This window comes from Rhizobium sp. L43, assembly GCF_002531725.1.
GTDB lineage: Bacteria > Pseudomonadota > Alphaproteobacteria > Rhizobiales > Rhizobiaceae > Rhizobium.
On the sequence record NZ_NWSQ01000030.1, the window covers coordinates 73,202 to 92,707 of the forward strand.

General features: G+C 62.8%; 14 protein-coding genes and 1 pseudogene. 9 read left to right on the top strand and 6 right to left on the bottom strand.

Annotated elements, in window-relative coordinates; genetic code table 11:
• Nucleotides 1-45 precede the first annotated feature (45 nt).
• Nucleotides 46-3,066: an FAD-binding and (Fe-S)-binding domain-containing protein gene (locus CO667_RS28615; protein ID WP_097621613.1), complete on the top strand. Its 3,021-nt coding sequence runs from the start codon at nt 46-48 to the stop codon at nt 3,064-3,066.
• Between the two features lie 91 nt (nt 3,067-3,157).
• The gene (locus tag CO667_RS28620) at nt 3,158-3,889 is read left to right on the top strand and encodes a FadR/GntR family transcriptional regulator (protein ID WP_097621614.1); all 732 of its coding nucleotides are present in this window, start codon (nt 3,158-3,160) and stop codon (nt 3,887-3,889) included.
• A gap of 101 nt (nt 3,890-3,990) precedes the next feature.
• Here the strand turns inward: CO667_RS28620 and CO667_RS28625 are convergent, their stop codons facing one another.
• The 6 genes from CO667_RS28625 to CO667_RS28650 are packed head-to-tail and all read right to left on the bottom strand — an operon-like array spanning nt 3,991 to nt 12,682.
• Complete coding sequence (locus CO667_RS28625; RefSeq protein WP_097621615.1) at nt 3,991-5,676, bottom strand: thiamine pyrophosphate-binding protein; 1,686 nt, start codon at nt 5,674-5,676, stop codon at nt 3,991-3,993.
• Between the two features lie 19 nt (nt 5,677-5,695).
• Nucleotides 5,696-6,889 carry an FAD-binding oxidoreductase gene (locus CO667_RS28630; protein WP_097621616.1) on the bottom strand — a complete coding sequence of 398 codons (1,194 nt, stop codon included), beginning with the start codon at nt 6,887-6,889 and terminating at the stop codon, nt 5,696-5,698.
• 9 nt (nt 6,890-6,898) lie between these two features.
• Complete coding sequence (locus CO667_RS28635) at nt 6,899-7,711, bottom strand: NAD(P)-dependent oxidoreductase (protein ID WP_097621617.1); 813 nt, start codon at nt 7,709-7,711, stop codon at nt 6,899-6,901.
• Nucleotides 7,712-7,725: 14 nt separating this feature from the next.
• Nucleotides 7,726-8,937, bottom strand: coding sequence for a pyridoxal phosphate-dependent aminotransferase (locus CO667_RS28640; protein WP_179874235.1), 1,212 nt, complete (start codon nt 8,935-8,937; stop codon nt 7,726-7,728).
• Nucleotides 8,934-10,589, bottom strand: a complete 1,656-nt coding sequence (locus CO667_RS28645; protein WP_097621618.1) for a hydantoinase B/oxoprolinase family protein — start codon at nt 10,587-10,589, stop codon at nt 8,934-8,936. Before CO667_RS28645 ends, CO667_RS28640 begins: the two co-directional genes overlap by 4 nt.
• Nucleotides 10,590-10,600: 11 nt before the next feature.
• Nucleotides 10,601-12,682, bottom strand: a complete 2,082-nt coding sequence (locus tag CO667_RS28650) for a hydantoinase/oxoprolinase family protein (RefSeq protein ID WP_097621632.1) — start codon at nt 12,680-12,682, stop codon at nt 10,601-10,603.
• Nucleotides 12,683-12,997: 315 nt separating this feature from the next.
• On the opposite strand from CO667_RS28650, the gene CO667_RS28655 reads away from it, so the two are divergent.
• From CO667_RS28655 to CO667_RS35030, 7 genes and pseudogenes are all read left to right on the top strand, one after another.
• Nucleotides 12,998-14,113 (top strand): ABC transporter substrate-binding protein, encoded by a 1,116-nt coding sequence (locus tag CO667_RS28655; RefSeq protein ID WP_097621619.1) that lies wholly within the window; start codon nt 12,998-13,000, stop codon nt 14,111-14,113.
• A 71-nt stretch (nt 14,114-14,184) separates the two neighbouring features.
• The gene (locus tag CO667_RS28660; RefSeq protein ID WP_097621620.1) at nt 14,185-15,102 is read left to right on the top strand and encodes a branched-chain amino acid ABC transporter permease LivH; all 918 of its coding nucleotides are present in this window, start codon (nt 14,185-14,187) and stop codon (nt 15,100-15,102) included.
• Between the two features lie 15 nt (nt 15,103-15,117).
• On the top strand, nt 15,118-16,431 hold the full coding sequence (gene livM / locus CO667_RS28665) for a high-affinity branched-chain amino acid ABC transporter permease LivM (RefSeq protein ID WP_097621621.1): 1,314 nt from the start codon (nt 15,118-15,120) through the stop codon (nt 16,429-16,431).
• Nucleotides 16,428-17,246 carry an ATP-binding cassette domain-containing protein gene (locus CO667_RS28670; protein ID WP_097621622.1) on the top strand — a complete coding sequence of 273 codons (819 nt, stop codon included), beginning with the start codon at nt 16,428-16,430 and terminating at the stop codon, nt 17,244-17,246. The genes livM and CO667_RS28670 overlap by 4 nt, the downstream gene beginning before the upstream one ends.
• Nucleotides 17,243-17,977: an ABC transporter ATP-binding protein gene (locus tag CO667_RS28675; protein WP_097621623.1), complete on the top strand. Its 735-nt coding sequence runs from the start codon at nt 17,243-17,245 to the stop codon at nt 17,975-17,977. Before CO667_RS28670 ends, CO667_RS28675 begins: the two co-directional genes overlap by 4 nt.
• An 11-nt stretch (nt 17,978-17,988) precedes the next feature.
• Nucleotides 17,989-19,419, top strand: coding sequence for an aldehyde dehydrogenase family protein (locus CO667_RS28680; protein WP_097621624.1), 1,431 nt, complete (start codon nt 17,989-17,991; stop codon nt 19,417-19,419).
• An 11-nt stretch (nt 19,420-19,430) separates the two neighbouring features.
• Nucleotides 19,431-19,506, top strand: a pseudogene (locus tag CO667_RS35030) (electron transfer flavoprotein subunit beta/FixA family protein); the annotation flags it as partial.

Consider the following 19,506-nt stretch of genomic DNA (forward strand, 5'->3'; position numbering starts at 1 on the left):
ATGCCAAGTTTTGCAAGGCTCAAGCGATTTCGGCGGCGATAAAAAATGATCCCTCGTCTCAAGACACAAGACCCTTCCATCCTTCCCCGAGCCGGCTTCTTCGAGCGGCTGCTGGAGCTCGGCTTTGCCGGCGATATCGAGACCAGCGCCGCCTCGCGCACGGTTCTTTCGACCGATAACTCGATCTACCAGATCGAGCCAGCGGGGATCCTCTTTCCCAAAGGCATCGAGGACATGAAGGCCGTGATGCGGGTCGTCGGCGAAGAACCGTTCCGCGGCCTGCCCGTCGTCGCGCGCGGCGGCGGCACCGGCACCAACGGCCAGTCGCTGACGGATGGAATTGTCGTCGACTGCTCAAGGCATATGAACCGGATTCTGGAGATCGATCCGGTGCGGCGGGTCGCCCGGGTCGAAGCCGGCGTCGTCAAAGACCAGCTCAATCGTGTCCTCGAGGATCATGGCCTGTTCTTCGCTCCGGAACTTTCGACCTCCAACCGGGCGACGATCGGCGGCATGGTCTCGACCGATGCCTGCGGCCAGGGCTCCTGCCTCTACGGCAAGACGAGCAACCATGTCCTCGGCCTCAGGATCGTCCTGACAGACGCCACGGACTGGTGGTCGCGCGCCCTCGACGACGTGTCTCTCGCAAACATCAAGTCCCGCGGCGACCGTGTGGGGGAAATCCATCGAACGGTCGACAGGATCGCGCGCGACGACCGCGCGCGCATCGACGAGATCTTTCCGCGCCTCAACCGCTACATGACGGGGTACGATCTCGCGCATATCCGCCGCGACGACGGACGCTTCGATCTCAATGCGATCCTGTGCGGCTCGGAAGGCACGCTGGCGATGATCGCCGAGATCGAGCTCAATCTTCTGCCGATCCCGAAACATTCGGCGCTGGTCAATATCCGCTACGACGACTTCCACACGGCCCTCGAAGACGCCAGATCGCTGAGCGCACTGAACGTCGCCTCGGTGGAGACGATCGACGAGAGGGTGCTGGGCCTCGCCAAGGGCGACATCGTCTGGAGCGGCATCGCCCGATTTTTTCCCGACGACCAGCGCGGCCCGGCCAACGGCATCAACATCGCCGAGGTGCTGGCCGACGACCCGATCGCATTGGAGCAGAAACTCACGGCGGTGACGTCGGCGCTGGCCGGCGGCGATACCGTCCGCAACATCGGCCTGACGATCGCCCGGGAGAAAGCGGATGTCGAGGCGATATGGAATATGCGCAAGCGCGCCGTCGGGCTTCTCGGAAATGTCGAAGGCCCGGTGCGCCCGGTGGCTTTCGTCGAGGATACCGCCGTGCCTCCCGACAATCTCGCCGCCTATATAAGTGAATTCCGCGCGCTCCTCGATGCTGCCGGCGTCTCCTACGGCATGTTCGGCCACGTGGATGCGGGCGTGCTTCATGTCAGGCCGGCCCTCGATCTGACGCGGGACGATCATGTGCCGCTCATCCGGGAAATCACCGATGCCGTGGCGGCGCTCACCCGCAAACATGGCGGCGTTCTCTGGGGCGAGCACGGCAAGGGTGTGCGTTCCGAATATGTGCCTGAGTTCTTCGGGGATCTCTACCCCAGCCTTCAGCAGATCAAGAAGGCGTTCGATCCGGAGAACCGCCTCAATCCCGGCAAGATCGCCACACCCGACGACGGCGCGCTGATGAAGATCGACGAGGTCCCGTTGCGCGGAAGCGTCGACCGCATCATCGGCAACGAGATCCGCGCCGCCTTCGACAATGCGGCCTATTGCAACGGAAACGGCGCCTGTTTCGATTTCGACGAGACCAGCCCGATGTGTCCGTCCTACAAGGCGACCCGCAACCGGCTCTACTCACCGAAAGGGCGCGCCGCGCTGATGCGGGAATGGCTGAGACTTCTCGTCGAGCAGGGCGTCGATCCCCGAGAGGAAGCGGTTCGGCTGCGCAATTCGAACAAGGCGATCGGGCTTGTCAGGCGGGCGTTCAACTCGCTGAACCCGGCCAACCGCTCCGACTTTTCGCACGAAGTGCGGGCGGCCATGGACACCTGCCTCGCCTGCAAGGCCTGCGCCGGCCAATGTCCTGTCAAGGTCAGCGTCCCGGCGTTCCGGTCGAAGTTCCTGAACCTCTATTACGGCCGCTATCTCAGGCCGCTGAAAGATCCGCTGGTGGCCGGCATCGAGGCCACTCTGCCGCTGATGGCGCGGATCCGGCCTCTCTACAATCTCCTGGCCGGAACGGCTGCCGGCCGCGCGTCGATGAAGCTTGCCGGCCTGACCGCGCTGCCCAGGATGCCGCCGGCATCGCCGGCCGGCCTCGGGGTCCCGACCGCCGACGTGGAGCAGATCATGGCAATGCCTGCCGAGGCGCGCAGCCGCACGGTCGTCTTCGTTCCCGATGCCTTCACGGCGCATTTCGATCCCAAAGTGATCATCGCCGCCGTCGAGGTCGCCCGCAAGCTCGGCCTGTCGCCATTCATCGCGCCGCCGCTCACCAACGGCAAGGCGCTGCATGTCCACGGTTATCTCGATCGCTTCGAAACGGCGGCGGCGGCAACCTCGCGCTCCCTGGACCGTCTGGCGAAAACTGGCGTGCCGCTTGTCGGGCTGGACCCATCCATGACTCTTGCCTATCGCAGTGAATACAAGACCCTGTCGAAAGGGCCATTTCCCGCATCCGTGCTGCTGCCGCAGGAATGGCTCGCCGCGAACGGGACCCTGGCGGAGGCGATCAGGCGGCCGGCCGGGGCGGAGGTCCGGCTTCTGCCGCACTGTACCGAGCGCACCAATCTGCCCTCGGCGGTTGCGCAGTGGAAAGCGGTCTTCCGCAGCCTCGGCATCGACCTGCAGGTGGCCGATGCGGGCTGCTGCGGCATGGCGGGAACGTTCGGCCACGAGGCCCGCAACAGAGAGGTTTCCGAAAAGCTCTATGCGATGAGCTGGGCAGAACAGATCGCCGCCGGCAAGGACGGGACCGTCGTCATGGCGACCGGTTATTCCTGCCGGTCGCAGGTCAAGGAAATAGACCGCAAGACGATCCCCCATCCTCTGGAAGTCATCCGGGATCTGTTAAATTGAAAACCCGGACCTCGATGACGTGGCCGCCGCATAGGTGGCATGATATGTGATATGTGCTAAATTAGCCTCGAGCACAGAATCGGAGCATATATTGTCGATCATCACGCAACGCGGAAACCTAGCAGAGATCGTCGTTGCCAAGCTCAGCGAGCGCATCGACTCCGGATTATATGCGCCGGGGGAAAAAATACCATCGAGCGCCCAGCTTTGCGAGGAGTTCGGCGTGTCGCGAACGGTGGTGCGCGAGGCGCTGACGTCGCTGAAAATCGGCGGCAGGGTCACCGCCCGTCAGGGGGCCGGCGTTTTCGTCAGCGAAAAGGACGCCAAGACCCTGAATTTCGAGATCAGCCGGATCGAAGACATCCGTTCCGCCATGCAGATCCTAGAGCTGCGCCTGGGTGTCGAAATGCAGGCCGCAGCGCTCGCCGCGACCCGGCGCACGCCTGAGGCGCTGGCCGGCATCGCCCGCGCCTACGATCATCTCGAAACGCTCGAAACGGATGACGCCGAAGTCGAGGCTCGTGCCGATTTCGAGTTCCATCTGGCGATCGCGCGGGCGACGCGAAACCCGCATTTCCCGAGTTTTCTGGAAGCGGTGATGGAGAGCATCAACTTCGAACTCGTCCTCAAGCACCGTCAGTCGTCACGCGCCTATCAGGGATATCTGAAGAAGATCAACAAGGAGCACGCGGCGATCCTCTCAGCAATCACCCAGGGCGACGCCAAGTCCGCAAAGAACGCCATCGCGGCGCATCTGGAAGAGAGCTTGAACCGCTACCGCGCATTGCTCGACGAGCCGGCAAGCAGCGAGACCATGGAGTAGGGGGTACGGGCGGTTTCGGGGTACCCCGAAAAGCTGCGGCGCCTCGCCGTGAAAGAGCCCGCACGGCAATGCGGGCCACGGTTGCGTCGAACGGTCTAAACTTATTTGCCCTGAGCGATCGCCTGCTCGCGGATCTCGGTCAGCGTCTGCTTCACGGTCAGCGCTTCCGGGTCGATACGGATTTCGATGAGGCCAGGCTTGCCCGAGGCCTCGCATCGCTCGAAAGCCGCCATGAAGCCCTCGGTCTTTTCTACCGTCTCACCATGGAGCCCATAGGATCTGGCGAGGGCGGCGAAATCGGGATTGGTCAGCCGGGTGCCGGAGACGCGCCCGGGATAGTTCCGCTCCTGATGCATACGGATGGTTCCGTACATGCCGTTGTTGATCACCAGGAATATGACGCGTGCGTCGTACTGTATCGCGGTGGCCAGCTCCTGACCGTTCATCAGGAAGCAGCCGTCGCCCGCAAAGGCGACCACGGTCCGCGAGGGGTCGGTGATCTTCGCCGCGATCGCTCCGGGAACGCCGTAGCCCATCGAGCCGTTCGTCGGCCCGAGCTGCGTGCGGAAAATGCGGTACTGGTAGAACCGATGCGCCCAGGCCGAATAGTTGCCGGCCCCCGTCGTCAGGATCGCATCCGGCTTCAGATGCCCGCGCAGCCATTCCATGATTTCGCCCATCTGCACGTCGCCCGGCGTCTGCGGGTGCTTCAGGTTTTCGAGATAGTCGGCATGGGCCGATCTCGTCCATTCCGTCCAGGCCGGCGCCGGCATGGGCTTGAGCTTTGCGGCCTGTGACAGGAAGCCTGCGGCTGTCGCGTTGATCGGGAGCGTCGCGTGGTAGACGCGACCGAGCTCTTCGGCGCCGGAATGAATATGCACAAGCGTCTGCTTCGGAACGGGGATGTCGATCAGCGTATAGGCGCCGGTGGTCATCTCGCCGAGGCGGGCGCCGATCGAGATCAGGAGGTCGCAGTCCCTGATGTGCTGGATGAGCTTCGGCCCGGCCGCCAGGCCGAGATCGCCGGCATAGTTCTCGTGCCTGTTGTCGAACAGATCCTGACAGCGAAACGAGGCGGCGATCGGCAGGCTGAAGGCTTCCGAGAAGGTCGTCAGGTCGGCGACCGCCTGCTGGGTCCAGCCACCGCCGCCGACGACCGCCATCGGGCGCTTGGCGGTCGAAAGCCGCGACAGGAGTTCGTCGAGCTGCGGCTCACCCGCATAGATTTCGACGCGCTTGTAGGCGGGTGTGTCGGCCACGGCGACGATATCGGTCAGCATGTCTTCCGGCAGTGCGATCACCACCGGCCCCGGCCGGCCGTTGACGGCACGGTGGAAGGCCTGGCTGATCAGCTCAGGGATGCGCGCCGCATCCTCGATCTCGACGACCCACTTGGCCATCTGCCCGAACATCCGGCGATAGTCGATCTCCTGGAAGGCTTCCCGCTCCATCTGGTCGCGCGCTACCTGGCCGATGAACAGGATCATCGGCGTCGAGTCCTGGAAGGCAGTGTGGACGCCGACCGAGGCATTCGTCGCTCCCGGCCCACGCGTGACGAAGCAGATCCCCGGCTTGCCCGTCAGCTTGCCGTAGGCTTCCGCCATGTAGGCGGCGCCGCCTTCCTGGCGGCAGATGACGAAATCGATCGCCTTTTCCGCGTCGTGAAACGCGTCGAGCACCGCAAGATAGCTTTCCCCCGGCACGCCGAAGACGCGGTCCACACCATGGATGCGCAGCGCATCGACCAGCACCTGCCCGCCGCTTCGTTTGGTAATTTCCCTATTCATCGGATTCCCCGCCTTGTTGTTAGATCACCGCGTCTTCAAGGAACGGACGGTCCGCCGCCACCCGCTCATATCCGAACGGCGACAGGTCCAGCGTCTTGAAGCCGCCATAGGTGATGAGTTCGGAAAGACCCCGGCCCATCGCCGGAGACTGCTGCAGTCCATGTCCGGAGAAACCGTTCGCGAACAGGAAATTGCGGACCTCCGTGTGCGGCCCGAGCACGACATTGTGGTCGAGCGTGCAATAGTCGTAATGCCCCGCCCAGGAGTTCACGACCTTGATCGCCTCGAAGGCGGGAACGCGGTTGGCGAGCGTCGGCCAGATTTCTTCTTCGAACTCATCATGCATGACGTCGAAATCGTTGGGATCGACTTCCGGGTCGTGCTTGGGATAGGTCCCCATCAGGTAGAACTTGCCTTCCGGCCGGAAGAAGACGCCTGTCGGATCGATGGTGAGGCCGGCTTTGGCTTCAAGCGGCGTACGGCAGTCGACGACGAACAGCGAGCGGCGGCGCGGCTCGACCGGAACGTCGAGACCCGCCATGCGGGCAAGCTTCTTGCCATTGGTACCCGAGGTGTTGACCATCGTTCCGCAGGCAATTGTCTGGCCGCCCTTGGTCGTCACGGAAACGATCCGGTCCCCCTCCCGGTTGACCGCGACCACCTCGTCCTCGATATACTCGGCGCCGAGCGAACGCGCCTTCTTGCGAAAACCCTGGAGAAGGCCGACGCTGTCGAACCAGCCTTCGCCGCGCTCGCCTGTGCTTCCGAGTCTCAGACCATCGAGGTTCAGCCATGGAAAGCGCTTTCCGAGACCGTCCGGATCGAGAAGCGTCACCTCAGCCCCGCAGGAGAGCTGGGTTTCGTGGTTGCGCCGCAGCACCTGTTCGCCGCGCTCGTCGTCGGCGAGGAAAAGATAGCCGGCTTCGTGGAAGCCGATCTCCGCTGTGTCGTCGTCGATTGCGACATTCTGTTTGAAGTTACGGATGAACTCCGTCCCGAACTGCGAAACCTTGACGTTGATGGCATTGGAAAACTGATGCCGGATCGAGCTCGACGACAGCGCCGTCGCCGAGCGCTGATAAGTCCAGTCCTTCTCGATGACGAGCACCGATCCGGTAAAGTCGGGGTTCGTCGCGAGGAAATAGGCCGTAGAACTGCCGACGACGGCGCCGCCGACGATGATCACGTCATAGGATGACCTGGAAGCCTGCATGGCCGCGCCTCACTTGTTCTCGTCTTCGTAATGGCCGGCCGCGGCGAAGCTTCCGCCCTGGAACCGGACGGCGGGATCGTTGGGATCGCCCTGCTTCGTCTTGGCGAAGACCTTTTCGGCGTAGTCGTCGGCGCTGTCTTGCGGGTGATAGCCGAGCGAGGCGGCGGTGCGATTGTCCCAGAAGGCCTGGCTGTTGTTCGACATGCCATAAGCGACCATGAAGCCGACGCGTTCCGCCGACAGGCTCTTTTCGACGAGCTGGCGGCAGTCGCGGTATGAGAGCCAGGTGATGAGGTGGCGCCGGTCGGTCGGCTCGGGGAAGGACGAGCCGATCCGCAGGCTGACCGTCTCTATCCCGAACTTGTCGAAGTAATAGCGCGCAAGGTTCTCGACGAAAGTCTTCGAGACGCCGTAGAGGCTGTCGGGCCGTGTCGGCACGTTACCGTCGATGGTCTCGTTTCGCTCGTAGAAGCCGATCGCGTGGACCGAGCTTGCATAGACGATGCGTTTCACGCCGTGCCGGCGGGCCGCTTCATAGATGTTGTAGCTGCCGGCGATATTGGCGTCGAGGATGGTCTTCCACGGCGCCTCGAGCCCCTGTCCGCCCATGTGGACGATCGCATCGCAGCCTTCGACCGCGCGCGACACCGCGTCAAAGTCGGTGAGGTCGGCAGGAAAATCCTCTTCGTGAGACGCGAGGTCCTTGATCGGCGAACGTGCGGAAAGACGGACGATCTTTCCGAGCCTGGTTCCGGATTGACGAAGCTGCGTTCCGAGCGCACCTGCGGCGCCGGTCAAAAGCGTGCGGTTGTAGTCGGTCATGGAATTGCATCCTGTTATCGCAGTTTGGCGAGTGCGTCGGCCGTGCGCTCGATCGCAATGGAAAGATTGTCACGCGAGGTGGCGAAGGAAAGACGGATATAGGGTTCGACGCCGAAGGCAGCACCCGGAACGGTCGCTACCTTGCCCTCTTTCAGCAGATAGGAGGCGAGTTCCGTGTCGTTGGCAATCCGGCTGCCGTCAGGCGCCGTCCTGCCGATATAGCCGGAGCATTTCGGAAACAGGTAGAAGGCGCCTTCGGGTGCGCGGATCTCCAGGCCCGGAATTGCCGAGAAACCGCGGGCGACGAGCGCGCCGCGCGCCTTATATTCCGCGACTGCGGTCGTGACGAAGTCCTGCGGGCCGTTGAGCGCCGCCGCTGCCGCATATTGCGTGATCGACGAAGGGCACGTGGTGCTCTGCGACTGAAGCTTGTTCAGCACCTTCGTCAGGTCCTTGGGTCCGGCCGCGTAGCCGAGGCGCCAGCCGGTCATGGCATAGGCCTTGGACACGCCGTTGATGATGAGCGTGCGCTCCTTGAGGTCAGGGCAGGCGATCGCGAACGAGGTGAAGGGCACGTTCGCGCAGACGATATGCTCATAGATCTCGTCGGACATGATGGCGACGCGCGGATGGCGCGCCAGCACCTCGCCGAGCGCCTTCAGTTCGTCGGCCGTGTAGATCGCACCGGTCGGATTGGATGGCGAATTGAACAGGAACCAGCGCGTGCGCGGCGTGATGGCCGCTTCCAGCCGCTCGGGCGTGATCTTGAACGCATCCTCGACCCCGCACTGGACGATCTTGGCGGTGCCGCCGTGCAGGATGACGAGATCGGTGTAGGAAACCCAGTAGGGTGCGGGCACGATGACTTCGTCGCCGGGTTCCAGCGTTCCGAGGAAGGCGTTGAACAGGATCTGCTTTGCGCCGTTGCCGATGGAGATCTCGTCCTGCGCATAATGGAGGCCGTTTTCTCTTTTGAACTTGGCGACGATCGCCTGGCGAAGCTCGGGCAGGCCGTCCGGGGCGGTGTATCGCGTCAGGCCCTTGCGCATCGCCTCGACGGCGGCCTCGACGACATGATCAGGCGTTTCGAAATCGGGTTCGCCGAGCGAGAGGTCGATGACGCTCTCGCCCTGGGCTCTCATCGCCTTGGCCGCCATCGACACCGCCATGGAGGGCGACGACTTGATGGAGGCGACGCGTGCGCTTTCAAACTTGATCATGTTCATGCCTTGTCTCCCGCCTTGGCATAGAGCCCGGCCTGTTCCTTGGTAATGTATCCGTGCTTCAGGTCGTGCTCCACGGCATCAGCCGGACGAAGGCCGGGGTTCCCGTAGCCTCCGCCGCCCGGCAGCGAGAGAACCAGGCGGCGTCCCTCCGGAACGAACTGGAGTCCCTTGCCCTTCAAGACCGTGCCGTCGTCGAGCGCCACGCCACCGGCAGCACCTTCCAGTCCGCCGTCGCGGCCGCGCGCCGGATGGCCGATCCGATCGAACATCGCGGAGAAGCGAAAGCTGAAGCCTTCGGCCGCTTCGATCTCGATCATCTGGCCGAGACCGCCGCGCTGTGCGCCGGCACCGCCGGAGCCTTCGCGCAGCTCCTTGCGCCAGACGATGACCGGGCCGACATTCTCCGTCGCCTCGATCGGCATGGTGTGGACGCCGCTCGGAAATGCCGTGGCATTGAGGCCGTCGAGCGACGTGCGCGCGCCGGAGCCGCCGGAGTTGAACATCAGGATTTCCGCCCCCCTGGCGTCGTTGCCGGGAAGCGGCCGGACGCTCATATGGAGGTTCCAGAGCGCACTGGCGCCTTCCGCCGGCACTTCGCCGGGCAGGGCCTGATGCAGCGCGCCGAGCACCAGATCGGGCACGAAGTGACCAAGAACGTGACGAACGGCGACCGGCGCCGGCCGCTTGGCGTTGAGAATGCAGCCTTCCGGAGCGGTGACTTCGAACGGCGCGAGAGAGGCCGCATTGTTGGGGATCTCCGGAGCGACGACGCATTTGATGCCGTAACAGGCATAGGCCTTGGCATAGACGAGCGGAACGTTGATGCCGAACTTGCTCATATCAGACGTGCCGTCGAAGTCGACGATGACGCCATCAGGCCCGATGCTGAGCTTTGCCGCAAGGTGAACCGGTTCGTCATAACCGTCGAGATCGAGACTGTAGCTCCAGGAGCCGTGCGGCAGGTTTCTGAGCCGCTCCAGCGTCGCCTCGCGGCTGTGCTTGAGGATGAAGCCGCCGATCATCGACAGGTCTTCGAGATTGAACTCCGTCAACATGTCGATGAGGCGGCGGTGCCCCGTCTCGTTGCAGGCCGCAAGCGCATGGAAATCGCCGACGACCTTATCGCTTTCGCGCACATTGTTCCTGACGATGTGGATGAGCGTCCGGTTCAATTCCCCGCGCTCGAAGAATTTCATGATCGGGATGAAGATACCTTCCTCGTAGACCTCGCGCGCATCGGGCCCGAAGCCGCGACCGCCGATGTCGACCACATGCGCGGTCGAGGCGAAGTAACCGACAAGCCTGCCGTGGTGGAAGGAGGGGGTGACGACGGTGATGTCGTGAAGATGTCCCGTGCCCTTCCAGGGATCGTTGGTGATGTAGACATCGCCCTCGAAAATGTTCTCCGGACCGATGTCGCGGATGAAGTGGGCAACGGATTCCGCCATGGCGTTGACGTGGCCCGGCGTGCCGGTGACCGCCTGGGCCAACATGCGGCCCTCGAGGTCGAAGACACCTGCCGACAGATCGCCTGCCTCGCGCACCGAGGTGGAGAAGGCGGTGCGGATCAGCGTCTGGGCCTGTTCCTCGACCACCGAGATCAGGCGGTTCCACATGACCTGCATGTGAATATCGATCATGGACTGGTTCATGGTGGAGCTCCTTACTGCCTGGTAACGAGGAGGCAGCCGTCATTCTGGACGATGGCCTTGAACGAGGATGTCAGGACGGACGAGGTTTCACGCTCGACGATGACGGCCGGACCGGCGACCACGTCGCCCGGCTTCAGATCCTGCCGCTCGTGGATTCCCGCTTCGAGATAGGCGCCCTGTGCGGCCTCGAACAGGCGCCGGCGCTGGCGCGGCGATACCGTGCCGCCCTCGGCGATGGACGCCACGCGCGCGGCGGGCGGAAGCGGGGAGGCGGCCTTGACCGACCAGCTGACGATTTCGACGTCGAGCCCTTCGATCGCCCGGCCGAAAAACCGCTCATATTCGGCCTGGAAGGCGGCGGCGATCCGGCCGGCGCTCGCCGCGTCGAAACCATCGGCCTCCAGCGGCACCGGGATATCCCAGCCCTGGCCGGCATAACGCATGAACAGGGTCCGTTCGATGACGGGCGCGCCTGCTTCGAGCCCGCCTTCCACGAAGCCGATCGCTTCGGATTTCATGGCGTCGAGAAGGCGGTTGGCTTCGGCAACATTGAAGTTCGAAAGGTTGAAGACCGAACTTCGCACCGCTTCATAACCGAACGGCGCCCTGAGGAAACCGATGGCCGATCCGACGCCGGCGCCGGGGGGAACGAGGAAGGTGGAGATGCCCATCTTCTCGCAGAGCCGCGCCGCATGTAGCGGGCCGGCGCCGCCGAAAGTGATCATCGTGAAGTCGGAGATATCCTTGCCGTTTTCGACGGTATGGACCCGGCCGGCATTCGCCATATTCTCGTCGACCATCTCGCAGGTGCCGTAGGCGGCGGCCTCGGGATCCAGGCCGATGACGGCGCCGATATCGTCATGCATGGCGTTGCGGCTTGCATCGATGGAAAGCGGGATGGCGCCTCCGGCAAAATTGTCGGGGTCGAGCTTGCCGAGGATGAGATCGGCATCGGTCACGGTCGGGTTCTTGCCGCCGCGCTGGTAACAGGCCGGCCCCGGCTCGGAGGCCGCCGAATGCGGGCCGACGCGGATCTGGCGCATGCCGTCGACCGAAGCGATGGAGCCGCCGCCGGCGCCGATCTCGACCATCTCGACGACGGGAATGGAAATCGGCATGCCGGAGCCTTTGCGGAACCGGTAGGTGCGCGCGACTTCGAAGGTCTTTGCGGTTTTCGGGACCTGTTTCTCGATGAGGCAGATCTTCGCCGTCGTGCCGCCCATATCGAAGGAGAGCACCGCGTCCAGGCCATGCCGGCGCGCGATGTCGGCCGCGAAGATCGCGCCGCCGGCCGGGCCGGATTCGACCAGGCGGACGGGAAATTCGGAGGCGCTTTCGACCGAGACGATGCCGCCGCCCGAATGGATCATGAAGACGGGGCAGCCGACGCCGATCTCTTTCAGCGAGACGACCAGACGGTCGAGATAGGATTTGATGGCCGGCTTGACGTAGGCATTGGCGCAGACCGTGTTGAAGCGCTCGAACTCGCGCATCTGCGGCGAAACCTCTGATGAGATCGATACCGACATGTCGGGAAGACGCTTGAGGATGGCATTGCGCACAGCCGCTTCGTGGGCGCCGTTCGCATAGGCGTGGATGAAGCCGATCGCGACGCTTTCATAAGTTCCCTCGACGATCTTCTCGACCGCGGCGGCAACCGAGGCCTCATCGAGCGGGAGCAGCACGCGCCCCGCGGCGTCGATGCGCTCGCGGACGACCAGTCGGTCGGCGCGGGCAATGAGCGCGGGCGGCAGCGATATGTTGAGGTCGTATTGTTCGAAACGATTTTCGGTGCGCATTTCGAGGACGTCGCGGAAACCTTCGGTCGTCACGAAGGCCGTCCTTGCGCCGCGCCGCTCGATCAGGGCGTTGGTCGCGAGTGTCGTCCCGTGGATGAGAATGCCGATCTCTGACAGCGCAATACCGGCCATCTCGGCAACAGCCTTCACGCCTTTAAGAATGGCCCGCTCCGGAGCGGTGTAGTCCGTCAGGATTTTCGTCGAGTGAAGCGTACCGTCGAGATCGAGCGCTATATCAGTAAACGTGCCGCCGATATCGACGCCGACCCGGCAGTTGCGTGGCGTGATGTTCACCGTGTTGTTCCCCACTTCCTGTTTTCAGGTGCCGACCGCGCTCTGCGATCGGAGCGGCCGCCATGTCCAGCTTCACCCCTCCAGGAGGGCGGTGTCAACATTTTGGCTTGACGATCTTCGTATATGTCACTTATCATATAAGTGTCAACTGGAAAGAAGGCGGAAATCTCCGAATTGAAGCCTTCTCCAATTTTATGAACGGGAAGAATTACCTCGTTAAATCAGCCAGTTCACCGAACAAGAAACATATGAACGCTGGCCGAACCCGCGTCGAACGCACTCCAAACCGAAGTCTTTCAACCAGAGGGAAAATCGATGAAATCCATCTCCAAGCTTCTTACCACGACCGCCTTCGCATCCATTCTGACGTTTGCGCATGCTTATTCCGCCGACACGATCAAGATCGGCGTCGCCGGTCCCTATACGGGCGCGAACGCGACATTCGGCGAACAGGTGTTCGACGGCGTCTCTGCCTATGTCGGCGACGTCAATGCGAATGGCGGCGTCAACGGCAAGAAGATCGAGCTCGTCAAGGGCGACGATGCTTGCGAACCGAAGCAGGCGGTCGCAGTCGCCAACCGTTTCGTCGATCAGGACAAGGTCCAGGCGGTGATCGGCCATTTCTGCTCGTCGAGCACGATCCCGGCCTCTGAGATCTACAACGACGCCGGCATTCTCGAAATGACCCCGTCGTCCACCAACCCGACCGTCACCGACCGTGGTTTTGACAATCTCTTCCGCGGCTGCGGCCGCGACGACCAGCAGGCCGTCGTTGCCGGCAGCTTCATCCTGGACACGCTGAAGCGCGACAAGATCGCGCTGATCCATGACAAGGACACTTACGGTCAGGGTCTCGTCGATGCCGTCAAAAAGACGATCGAAGCGCGCGGCGTCAAGCCGGTCCTCTACGAGGGCCTGACGCGGGGCGAACGCGACTTCAACGCGCTTGTCACCAAGATCAAGAGCTCCGGCGCCAACGCCGTCTATTTCGGCGGTCTCATTCCCGAAGGCGGCCCGTTGATCCGCCAGCTGAAGGAGCAGGGCGTCGATGTCGTCGTCGTCAGCGGCGATGCCTTTGCCCAGGCCGAACTCGTATCGGCAGTCGGCGGTCCGGCCAACCTCAAGAACGTCTACTATTCCGCGACCCCGGATCCGCTGGAAGATCCTTCGACCAAGGGCGTACAGGATGCCTTGAAGAAGGCCAAGATCACGCCGGCCAACTACGTGCTCTACGGCTATGCCAACGCCCAGGCCATCGTCGCCGCCCTCAAGGCAGGCGACGATCTGAAGGCACAGGGCAGCTATCTCCGCGGCAACACGATCGACACGGCGATCGGCAAGCTGACCTGGGACGAGAAGGGCGACATCAAGGACTTCAAGTTCGTCTTCTATAACTTCGACGACAAGGGCGCCCCCATCCTCGTCAAGTAAGGCAGCCGCTTCCGCTCCAGCCGGACGAAGTCCGGCTGGTCCCTGCCCAGAGAAAACAAAGGGGATCTGCCATGGATTTCTATATCCTGGTCCAACAGCTCTTCAACGGCATCACGCTCGGCACGATCTACGGCCTGATCGCGGTTGGATACACCATGGTCTACGGCGTGATCCGGATGATCAACTTCGCCCATGGCGACGTCTATATGGTGTCGGCCTATATCGCGGCGATCACGCTTGCCGTGCTGACCTTCTTCGGCGTCCAGTCGGTTCCCTTCGCGCTGATCTCGGTGCTGGTGATCACCTGCGCCATCACTGCCGTCTACGGCTGGACGATCGAGCGCGTCGCCTACCGTCCGCTCAGAGGCTCGACAAAGCTTGCGCCGCTCATCTCGGCGATCGGGATCTCCCTGATGCTGCAGAGCTACGTGCAGATCGCGCAAGGCGCACGCGACCAGGGCGTCCCCACCCTCATTCAGGGCGCATTTCGCTTCGGCACCAGCGAGCATTTCGCGCAGATCACCTACATGCAGACGGTCATCCTGATCGCCTCGCTGATCGCCATGGGCATCCTCACCTATGTCATCAACTATACCAGGATCGGCCGCGAGTGCAGGGCGACGCAGCAGAACATCCGCATCTCGGCTGTTCTCGGCGTCAATACCGACAGGATCATCTCCACCGTCTTTGTGATCGGTGCGGCGACCGCGGCCGTCGGCGGCACGCTGGTGACGTTCAACTACGGCTCGTTCAATTTCTTTATCGGCTTCGTGATGGGCATCAAGGCTTTCACCGCCGCCGTTCTCGGCGGTATCGGCTCTCTGCCCGGCGCCGTTCTGGGCGGCGTCCTGCTCGGCCTGACCGAGGCGCTGTTCGCCGGATATGTCAGCACGGACTACAAGGACGTCTTCGCCTTCGCGCTGCTGATCATCCTTCTGTTCTTCCGGCCGTCCGGGCTCCTCGGCCGTCCGGAGATCCAAAAAGTATAAGCGGGAACGGGTATCATGCAGTCAGAAAGACTTATTGCCCTTCTGCGGGAGGCGCTTCTCACATTCGTCGTTTCGATCGTGCTGTTCGGACCGGTATCCGGACTGGTCCTCGACGGCTTTTCCTTCACGAACGAGCTGACGCGCGCGCTGATGCTCGCGGCTGTCGTCACGGCCGGCCGCATCGCGATCTCGCTCGTGCAGGGGAGCAGCCTCGGGGCGCGTCTCACCAGGACGGCCGCCCGCAACGGCGCCGGCGTAACCGTCATGACCGGAAAGGAGAAGTCTCCGGCTGTTCTGCTGGCAGCGCTCTTTCTCACCGGCCTCAGCGTCCCCTTCATCGCCGACAAGTATTTTCTCGGCGTCGCCATCCTCGCGCTGATCTACTGCCTGCTCGGGCTCGGCCTGAACATCGTCGTGGGACTTGCCGGCCTTCTCGATCTGGGGTTCGTCGCCTTCTACGCCGTCGGGGCTTATCTGCTGGCGCTCGGCTCGCAATATCTCGGCCTCGGTTTCTGGAGCGCCCTTGTGATCGCACCGTTCCTCGCCGCGCTTTTCGGCATGGTGCTGGCCTTTCCGGTTTTGAAGATGCATGGCGATTATCTCGCCATCGTCACGCTCGGCTTCGGCGAAATCATCCGTCTGATCCTCAACAACTGGCTCGAATTTACCGGCGGCCCGAACGGCGCGCCGGTTCCGGCACCGACATTCCTCGGACTGGAATTCACCCGCACGGCCAAACAGGGCGTGCCGATCCACGAATATTTCGGCATTCCCTACAATGCCGACTATAAGTTCTGGTGCATCTACTTCGTGCTGTTTCTCGTCGTCTGCGCGGCGATCTATGTCGTCCAGCGGCTTCGTGTCATTCCGCTCGGGCGCATGTGGGAAGCATTGCGCGAGGATGAAATCGCTTGCCGCTCGCTCGGCGTCAATCACGTCTTCACCAAACTGACGGCTTTCATGCTGGGCGCCTCGACCGGAGGGCTTGCCGGCGTGTTCTTCGCCGTTCACCAGGGCTTCGTGAACCCGACGTCGTTCACCTTCTTCGAGTCGGCGCTGATCCTGGCGATCGTTGTGCTCGGCGGTCTCGGATCGACGGTCGGCGTCATCCTCGCCGCTCTCGTCCTGACCATCCTTCCGGAAATGCTGCGCGAGTTCGCCGAGTACCGCGTTCTCATCTTCGGCGTGCTGATGGTTGTCATGATGATCTGGAAACCGCGCGGCCTCGTCCGCGTCAGGCGCCCGGCATTTTTCCCGAGCAACTCCACGCTCAGTGATGGCGCGGCACCTTCCTTCCTTACGAAGGCGAAGATGGAGGCTGGCCGATGAGCGCGTCGATCCTGGAGGTTCAAAACGTCACCATGCGCTTCGGCGGCATCGTTGCGAATCGGGACGTCAGCTTCTCGGTGGGGAAGGGGACCATCACCGCGTTGATCGGCCCGAACGGCGCCGGCAAGACGACCATGTTCAACTGCATCACCGGCTTCTACCGGGCAAGCGAAGGGCGCATCGTTCTGAAAGGAGACGGCGGCGAGGAGGACATCGGCGATCTTGTCACCAGGCCGATTTCCGGCGGTTCTCATCTCGTCACGCGGGCGGGCATCGCCAGAACCTTCCAGAACATCCGACTGTTCAAGGAAATGTCCGTCGTCGAGAACCTGTTGGTCGCCCAGCATCGCGCGACGCGCAACGGCATTCTGAGCGGCGTTCTCAGGACGTCGGCCTTTCGGCGCGCCGAGCGCGAGGCGATCGACCGGGCCTATTACTGGCTGGGGCAGATGGGCCTTGTCGAAGATGCAAATCGCCTTGCGGGAGAGCTTCCCTACGGTCGCCAGCGGCGCCTGGAGATCGCACGCGCAATGTGCACGAGCCCGCATCTGATCTGCCTCGACGAACCGGCGGCCGGCCTCAATCCCTCCGAGACCCGTGAGCTTGCGGAGGTCATACAGCGGCTCTGCAGGGATCACGACCAAACCGTTCTCGTCATCGAACACGACATGGGACTGGTGATGCGGATTTCCAATCATATCGTGGTTCTCGACCATGGCGAGGTCATTTCCGACGGAACGCCCGAACATGTGGCCAACGACCCGGCGGTCGTCGCCGCCTATCTCGGCGTCAGCGAAGAAGAGGTACAGGCATGAGCCAGTCGCCCATCAGCCCGTCTCCGCTGCTCGAATTTTCGAGCGTGCATGCTCACTATGGTCCGGTCGAAGCGCTGAAGGCCGTCAGCGTCCAGGTCTATGAAGGCGAGATCGTCAGCCTGATCGGCGCGAACGGCGCGGGCAAGACCACGCTGCTCTCATCGATCTTCGGCGCACCGCGCGCCTCCTCGGGAAGCATTCTCCATCGGGGCGAGGATATCTCCCGCACCCCGACCAACATGATCTCTCGCCGGGGGATCTCGCTGGTTCCGGAAGGACGGCAGATCTACCAGGAGATGACGGTCGAGGAGAATATGATGATGGGCACGACGCCCATCGGGATGCATCATTTCGAAGCCGACAGGGCCACTATGTTCGAGCTGTTTCCGCGGCTCAAGGAAAGACGCAATCAGGTGGCCGGCACGATGTCGGGCGGCGAGCAGCAGATGCTCGCCATCGCCCGCGCCATGATGGCGCGCCCGCAACTCATCCTGTTCGACGAACCCTCGCTCGGGCTTGCGCCGCTCGTGGTCAAACGCGTGTTCGAGGTTCTGAGAGAGATCGCGACCATGGGCAAGACGATCTTCCTGGTGGAGCAGAACGCCAACCATGCCCTGAAGCTCTCTCAACGCGCCTATGTCATGGTCAATGGGCGGATTCACCTGTCGGGCGACAGTGCCGCCCTTCTCGACAATGAGGAAGTCCGCAAGGCCTATCTCGGTTTACACTGAACGGAGCAACGATGCTGCACAAGAATCTGATCGCCGGCGACTGGGTCGGCGGCGACGCTTCGGCGAACGTCAATCCTTCCAACACCAATGAAGTCGTCGGCGAGTACGCGCGGGCGAGCGCAGACCAGACGCTTGCCGCTATCGCGTCCGCCAAAGCTGCTCTCCCAGCCTGGTCGCACTCGCCGATCCTAGAGAGGCATACGCTTCTGAAGAAGACCGGCGACGAGATCATGGCGCGCAAGGAAGAGCTCGGCCGCCTGCTCGCACGGGAAGAAGGAAAGACCCTTCCCGAGGCGATCGGTGAAGTCATGCGGGCCGGCCAGATCTTCGACTTCTTCGCCGGCGAAGTGCTCCGCCTTTCCGGTGAAGTGCTTCCGTCGGTGCGTCCAGGCGTCGGCATCGAGATCACGCGCGAGCCGGTCGGCGTCGTCGGCGTCATCACGCCCTGGAATTTCCCGATCGCCATCCCGGCCTGGAAGACCGCTCCGGCGCTTGCCTACGGCAACACCGTCGTGCTGAAGCCGGCAGATCTCGTGCCCGGCTGCTCCTGGGAACTCGTCGATATTCTCAAGCGGTCCGGCGCTCCGGCGGGCGTCGTCAACCTGGTGATGGGCAGGGGCAGCATCGTCGGCCAGGCCATGCTCGACAGCCCCGATTTGAACGCCCTGACCTTCACCGGCTCCGTCGGAACAGGAAAGCGGGTCGCGCTCGCCTCGATCGAGCACAATCGCAAGTTCCAGCTCGAAATGGGCGGCAAGAACCCATTCGTCGTTCTCGATGATGCAGACCTTTCCGTCGCGGTAGAGGCTGCGGCGAACTCCTCGTTCTTCTCCACCGGGCAGCGGTGCACGGCCGCATCCCGCCTGATCGTCACCGAAGGCATTCACGACCGCTTCGTCGCCGCCCTGACGGAACGATTGCAGGGTCTCGTGGTGGACGACGCCTTGAAGGCAGGCACGCATATCGGTCCGGTCGTCGATGCCGGCCAGTTGAAGCAGGACGTCGACTATATCGGCATCGGCCAAAGGGAAGGGGCGACGCTCGCCTTCGGCGGCGAACGGATCGAACGCGAGACGCCCGGCTTCTATCTGCGACCGGCGCTCTTTACCGATGCGACCAACCAGATGCGCATCGCACGGGAAGAGATTTTCGGGCCGGTGGCGGCCGTGATCCGCGTCAAGGACTACGAGGAGGCGCTTGCCGTCGCGAACGACACCAGTTTCGGCCTGTCCTCCGGCATCGCGACCACAAGCCTCAAACATGCCACCCACTTCAAGCGGAACTCGGAAGCCGGGATGGTCATGGTCAATCTTCCGACAGCCGGCGTCGACTTCCACGTGCCGTTCGGCGGCCGCAAGAGCTCCTCGTTCGGACCGCGCGAACAAGGCCGCTACGCGGCCGAATTCTACACCTCGGTCAAAACAGCTTATACGCTCGCCTAAGGAAGAGCCTCATGAAGATTCTCGTGCCCGTCAAACGGGTTGTCGACTACAACGTGAAGATCCGGGTGAAGCCGGATGGCACGGGCG

Coding starts and splice junctions, on each gene's coding strand:
- CO667_RS28670 (WP_097621622.1), top strand. CDS start 16,428: ATGAGCGCGTCGATCCTGGAGGTTCAAAACGTCACCATGCGCTTCGGC.
- CO667_RS28615 (WP_097621613.1), top strand. CDS start 46: ATGATCCCTCGTCTCAAGACACAAGACCCTTCCATCCTTCCCCGAGCC.
- CO667_RS28635 (WP_097621617.1), bottom strand. CDS start 7,711: ATGACCGACTACAACCGCACGCTTTTGACCGGCGCCGCAGGTGCGCTC.
- CO667_RS28625 (WP_097621615.1), bottom strand. CDS start 5,676: ATGAATAGGGAAATTACCAAACGAAGCGGCGGGCAGGTGCTGGTCGAT.
- CO667_RS28680 (WP_097621624.1), top strand. CDS start 17,989: ATGCTGCACAAGAATCTGATCGCCGGCGACTGGGTCGGCGGCGACGCT.
- CO667_RS28655 (WP_097621619.1), top strand. CDS start 12,998: ATGAAATCCATCTCCAAGCTTCTTACCACGACCGCCTTCGCATCCATT.
- livM (WP_097621621.1), top strand. CDS start 15,118: ATGCAGTCAGAAAGACTTATTGCCCTTCTGCGGGAGGCGCTTCTCACA.
- CO667_RS28630 (WP_097621616.1), bottom strand. CDS start 6,889: ATGCAGGCTTCCAGGTCATCCTATGACGTGATCATCGTCGGCGGCGCC.
- CO667_RS28645 (WP_097621618.1), bottom strand. CDS start 10,589: ATGAACCAGTCCATGATCGATATTCACATGCAGGTCATGTGGAACCGC.
- CO667_RS28675 (WP_097621623.1), top strand. CDS start 17,243: ATGAGCCAGTCGCCCATCAGCCCGTCTCCGCTGCTCGAATTTTCGAGC.
- CO667_RS28660 (WP_097621620.1), top strand. CDS start 14,185: ATGGATTTCTATATCCTGGTCCAACAGCTCTTCAACGGCATCACGCTC.
- CO667_RS28640 (WP_179874235.1), bottom strand. CDS start 8,937: ATGAACATGATCAAGTTTGAAAGCGCACGCGTCGCCTCCATCAAGTCG.